Source organism: Zavarzinella formosa DSM 19928, assembly GCF_000255705.1.
Taxonomy (GTDB): domain Bacteria; phylum Planctomycetota; class Planctomycetia; order Gemmatales; family Gemmataceae; genus Zavarzinella; species Zavarzinella formosa.
Window position 1 is genome coordinate 1 of sequence record NZ_AIAB01000505.1, and the last position, 4,823, is coordinate 4,823.

Consider the following 4,823-nt stretch of genomic DNA (forward strand, 5'->3'; position numbering starts at 1 on the left):
CCGCGGACAGCAGCCCGGAGAATTCCAGGTCGGCCGTCGTCAGTCCGTTGGCGGTCGAGACGGGGACGGGCGCCCCCGCGGCGGTCCCGTCGATGAAGAATTGCACGGTTCCGGTCGGGGCCACGGCGCCAGGCTCGGTCGTGGCCACGGTGGCCGTGAAGGTCAACGGCCGACCGTACACTGGCGCGGCCGGGGTCGAACTCACGGTCGTCGTCGTGCTGGCGGCCGTGACAACTTGGGTCAGCACGTTCTGGCTCGGCCGGTAGGCGTTGGTCGGGGTGTACGTCGCCTGAATATAGTGGGTGCCGGGTTGCAAATCCGGGACGCTGAGCGTGGCCACCCCGTCCGGCGAAAGGGAGACCGGCCCGCCGAGGGGCATGCCGGTCGTCGTGTCGACGAATTGGACTCGACGAATTGGACGGTTCCTTGGGGGACGGGCGTTCCCGGACCGGCGCCGGTCGCGCGGACGGTCGCGGTCAGCGTCATCGCCTGTCCGTAGTCCGTCTCGGACGGCGCGGATCCCAAACTCATCGCCACCCGGCCCGGACCGGGCGGGGGCGCGGTGTCGAACGACAGCAGCGTGCCTTCGGCGAAGAGCTTTTCATACCGCCACGACTGGCCGAGGAAGGAGAGCTGGATAAACGCCGACAGCTTCGCGGTGAACGAACCGTTCACGTCGAACAGCCCGAGGGGGTTGGTCCGGAGTTGGTCCGCGATCTGATTGAAGCGGAGCCGGGGATCGGGGTCGTCGTTGTGCAGGTGGAAGTTGACGTTGGCGTAAAGGCCGCCGGTCACCCCGGTCGTCACGATGCCCGCCAGCGGATCGAGGACCGCGCTGGCGGCGATTCCGACAGACAGGGCCACTTGGTTGTCGGTCGGCGCGTCTTTGATGTAGAACCCGTCGAAGAGCAAACTGGGGTCCGCAGAATTCGAGGCGCGGTACTCGCTGATCCCCTTAGTGTCGAAGCCGAAGGCGAAATTGAACGTCGCCTTCACCTCGCCCGAGAGCTGGGCCGACAGCGGCCAGAAGATCGGGAACGTCTGCGTGTACTTCAGGCCCAGGGAGAGCGTCGGCAGGGTCAGTTCAAAGAGCGCCGGCGGGGTGCCGCCTCCGTCGTTGCCCAGCAGCAGCTGGAAGGCGGACGACGGGTCAGAGAAGATCGGGAACGCGATGCCGCCGCCCGCCACCGAATTGAGCGAGCTGAGGTTGCTCATGAATGGCCCGGCCTTGGCCTTTTCCTCGGCCAGGCTCTTCGCCTTGAGCTGCGCCAGCGTGGCGGCCGACAGCGGCGCGGGCTTCAATTTGTCCGCCATGGCCGGGTCTTTGGCCGCCGCGCCACTGACGGTGAACGACCCCAAGTCGATCCAAGTGGAAGCCTGGCTGCCGGGCGCCGGAATGCTGTTGATCAGGGTGTTCAGCCTGACGATGGCGTCGAGGAAGTCACCCGCCTTGCTGTTCGCGGGGCTGAAGAGCTTGACCAGGTCGAGCAGCGTGATGTCACGGCCCTCAAGGTCGGAGATCACCGGGAGCCGCTGCGTCAGAACGTCGATCACCGGCTGGATCGGCGCGATGACCTGCTTGATGTCGGCGAGGATCGGACGCACGAACCGGTCGAGGAACGAGCCGAGGTTAATCTGGACGTTGTCGAATTTGACCGTCGGCGACGAGGTCGATATCCCGGCCATCGTCGTGGCGTTGAACAACCAGTCGAGCCGAAAAACCGTGCGCAGCTGGGGCAAGGTTCCGGTTTCGTCGGCGTTGGGGCCGGTCGTGTCACCGAAGTTGGTCGAGAGATCGAGGTTGACCTTGGCCTCCGCCTTGAAGCCGGCGTCCACCACTTTGGAGAGGCCGGCGGTGGCCAGCTTTGAAAACGTCAGGTGCTGGTCGGACCCGGCGCCCACGCCCGGATCGGTCAGCGTGACCGAAAACCCGCCGCTGAACCTGGTCGGCTCTTTCACGTCGTCGGTGGCGGTGACGTTGAGGTAGCCCAGGTTCCCGGTGATGCTCGGCGGCAGCGTCGAATTCGGGTTGGACAGCGTGAGATCTGTCGTAATGCCGAATTTCGTCGGGTACATGTTGGCGGCGTTCCGCTTCGACGAGTTGATGTAGAAGCCTTCGGTGGTGTTCATCCCAAACCCGAGTTCCAGGTCCCAGCCGAGCTTCAGGGAGGCGCTGCCATTGACCTTCAGCCCCAGTCCGGGGATGCCCAAGTCGGCCGAGAGCGGCACCTGGAACGAAGCCAGAGTTTGCTTCAGATGGACGTAGAACTGGACGCCCGCGCCTTGGGGGCCGCCCAAGAATGACTTGTCGAGGATGTAATGGCCTACGCCGGTCTCCTTGTTGCCGGGGATCGGCTGCAGCCAGTTCAGGCCCGCCGGGCCGAACTCGTTATAGATCGACGTTTCGATCTTCGCCACCGTGTCCGTCGCGGTCGTGAGCGCGACGTCGAAACTGTCCTTCAGGTCGAGAAGAAAGTCCGCCGCCGCCGCGATTCCCGGACCGATCAGGGGCAGGTTGCTCGCGAGGACACGGTCCTTGATTCCGTTGAGCAGCGGCGCGAACAAAGCGTCGAAGCCGGCGGACAGGCCGCTTAATGCCTGGGTGAAAGAGACCTGGCTCAGCGCGGAGTCAATGTCTTGGCCAATTGTCGTCGGGTCGGGTGAGATCGTGGGGTGGAGCGGGTCCGTCAGGTCGGCCGCCAGCCCCAATGTGAGGAGCGGCGTCGTGGTGGCGTTGCCGTAATAAATCGGCAGGTTCACGCCGATCTTGGCGTCGGCTTGGGCGACCCCGAGGTCGCGGAGGATCGGGTCGGTGAGGGTATGGCGGCCGGCGAGCGTCGTCGGCGGCGCTCCGGCGGTCGGCGACTTAAGTCCGAGGACGATCCTCGCCGGGGTGGAGGAGTCAGGCAGGCCGTCGGAGTTGATGACGGCGAATCCATTCTGGATTGACACGCCGATCGGGCCGAGATTGGCGGCCACATTGAGCGGGTTGGCGGCGGCAAAGGCGCTCAGGACCAGCCCGGTTCCTGTCTGGCTTGCCGCATTGAAGTCGTAGAGGAACGGCGTGAACTTGTGGTCGCCGCTCAGGCCGATTCCCAAGGCGAGCTGGAATGTTGCCGCCGCGTTCAGTTCCGCCGTCGTCGAGGCGCTGAAACTGATCGGTTTGCCGTCGGAAAGGTTCAGGGTCGGCGTGAACGTGTTCGTGTAGCTGGCGAGGGTGTACGACAGGTCGAGTCGCAGGGCGTCTTCCGAGGCCTGCCCGTTGCCGAACCCCAAGGCGGTGGCGGCCGGGTCGCCCGAGGGGATGCCCCGCACCACGATCGAACTCACGGGGGCCGCGCCGACCGCCCGGAAGTCGATGTATCCGCCGCTGGATTCCGCCACGACCTTGCCACCCAATCCCGCGGCGGTCAGGGCGGTGTTGATGTCCGCGAGCAGACCGGCCAGGTCGTGATTGGCCGCGTCCGCCGGCACGGTGACGTTGACCGGCGTCCCGCCGTCGAGAACAAGCTGGAAGTTTGCCGTGCCGCCCAGGACGCCGTTTGCCGGGGCGGTCTTCGTCCCGGTCACGGAGGTGTCGAACCCCAAGGTGACATTCGAGCCGGGGCCGAGCAGGCTCTCGATCTTGCCGGCCACGGCCTGCAGGTTGGCGGCCGGGTCGTTCACGAATTGCGTCAAGAACCCGTTGAAGGAAGTCGCGTAGTCAAGGATGTCGCGGAGACTCACGTTGACCAGAGGCAGTCGTTCGTCGAGGAACGCCAAGCCGGGCGTGCCCGCATTCGTGGCGCCCTTCACGGTGTCGGTGAGGAAGGTCAGCCCCAGGTTGAGAGCGGTGGCGAATGTCTGGAAGTTGAACCCGGTGAGATTGTTTAGCTGGCCGAGATCGACGGCAACATACTGCGAGAACGGCGTCTCCAGCAGCGAGCCGAAGTCGAGGTCGAACGGGATGCCGCCGGCCGGGGTCTTGACCGTGATCCCGGCGCCGATGGAGGCGGGGTTCACCCCGTTGAAGGAACTCCCCAGCGCGACCGGCAATTTCACGTCGGTGGCGAGGGACACGGACGGCCGGACGATGTAATTCGACTGCGACGCCTTGAACCCCAACTTTGTGGCGTCGCGGACGGTCAGCGTCTGGGCGGTGCCCCCGACGAGAGTGAACGCGACGGCGCCCCCGCTCTCGACTGCCCGGACCTGGCTGCTCAGGTCAAAGAGGTGCCCCGCCGGATCTTTGGCGGTCTTCAGGGAGCTGTTCAGGTTCGCAATCAAGTCGGCGAGGCTCTTGGGGCTGGCCACGGACGTGTTTTGGAGCGTGACTTTGTAAACCGTCCCTTGGCCGACCTGGATGTGAATGGCGGTGGTCCCGTAGACGATCCCCGTGTGACCGTCAGCCGGGCCGGGGTTGGCCGCGACAACTGACAGGGCGCCATTGCCGAGGGCGGTCGTCAGGTCGGTCAGTGTCGAGTATCCGTCCGCCGCGGTACCCTCCAAATTGCCGAGATTGAACATCGCGTTCGCCGTTGCCGCCGCAGAGCCGTTCGCAACATTGACCCCCAGGAATCCGAAGGAGGCACTCGCGTTAACGCTCCCCCCGACGGTAACCTGGCCTCCCAGCGAGGCGTTCTGAATGAAGATGTTGTCCCCGAGCGAGACGCCGCTCAGGTTGGTCCCTTGGATCGTCCCGGTGATGCCGGCGTTGCCGAGGATGCCGAGCCCGGCGGCTGCGAGCGACCCGTTCAACGCTGTGACTTGGAAGGCCGACGCCCCGCTCGTGAGGTCGGTCAGGGTCAGGCCGAGGCCGCTGGCGCTGACGGCCGCCGTGAGCC

Annotated in this window: 1 protein-coding gene and 1 pseudogene; both read right to left on the bottom strand. The window is 65.6% G+C overall.

Annotated features, from left to right (window positions below):
* The coding region (locus BGIM_RS60050; protein WP_238537495.1) for an Ig-like domain repeat protein at window positions 1-247 on the bottom strand (247 nt) is incomplete at its 3' end.
* Between the two features lie 39 nt (window positions 248-286).
* Window positions 287-379, bottom strand: a pseudogene (locus BGIM_RS68090) (Ig-like domain-containing protein); the annotation flags it as partial.
* Between the last annotated feature and the right edge of the window lie 4,444 nt (window positions 380-4,823).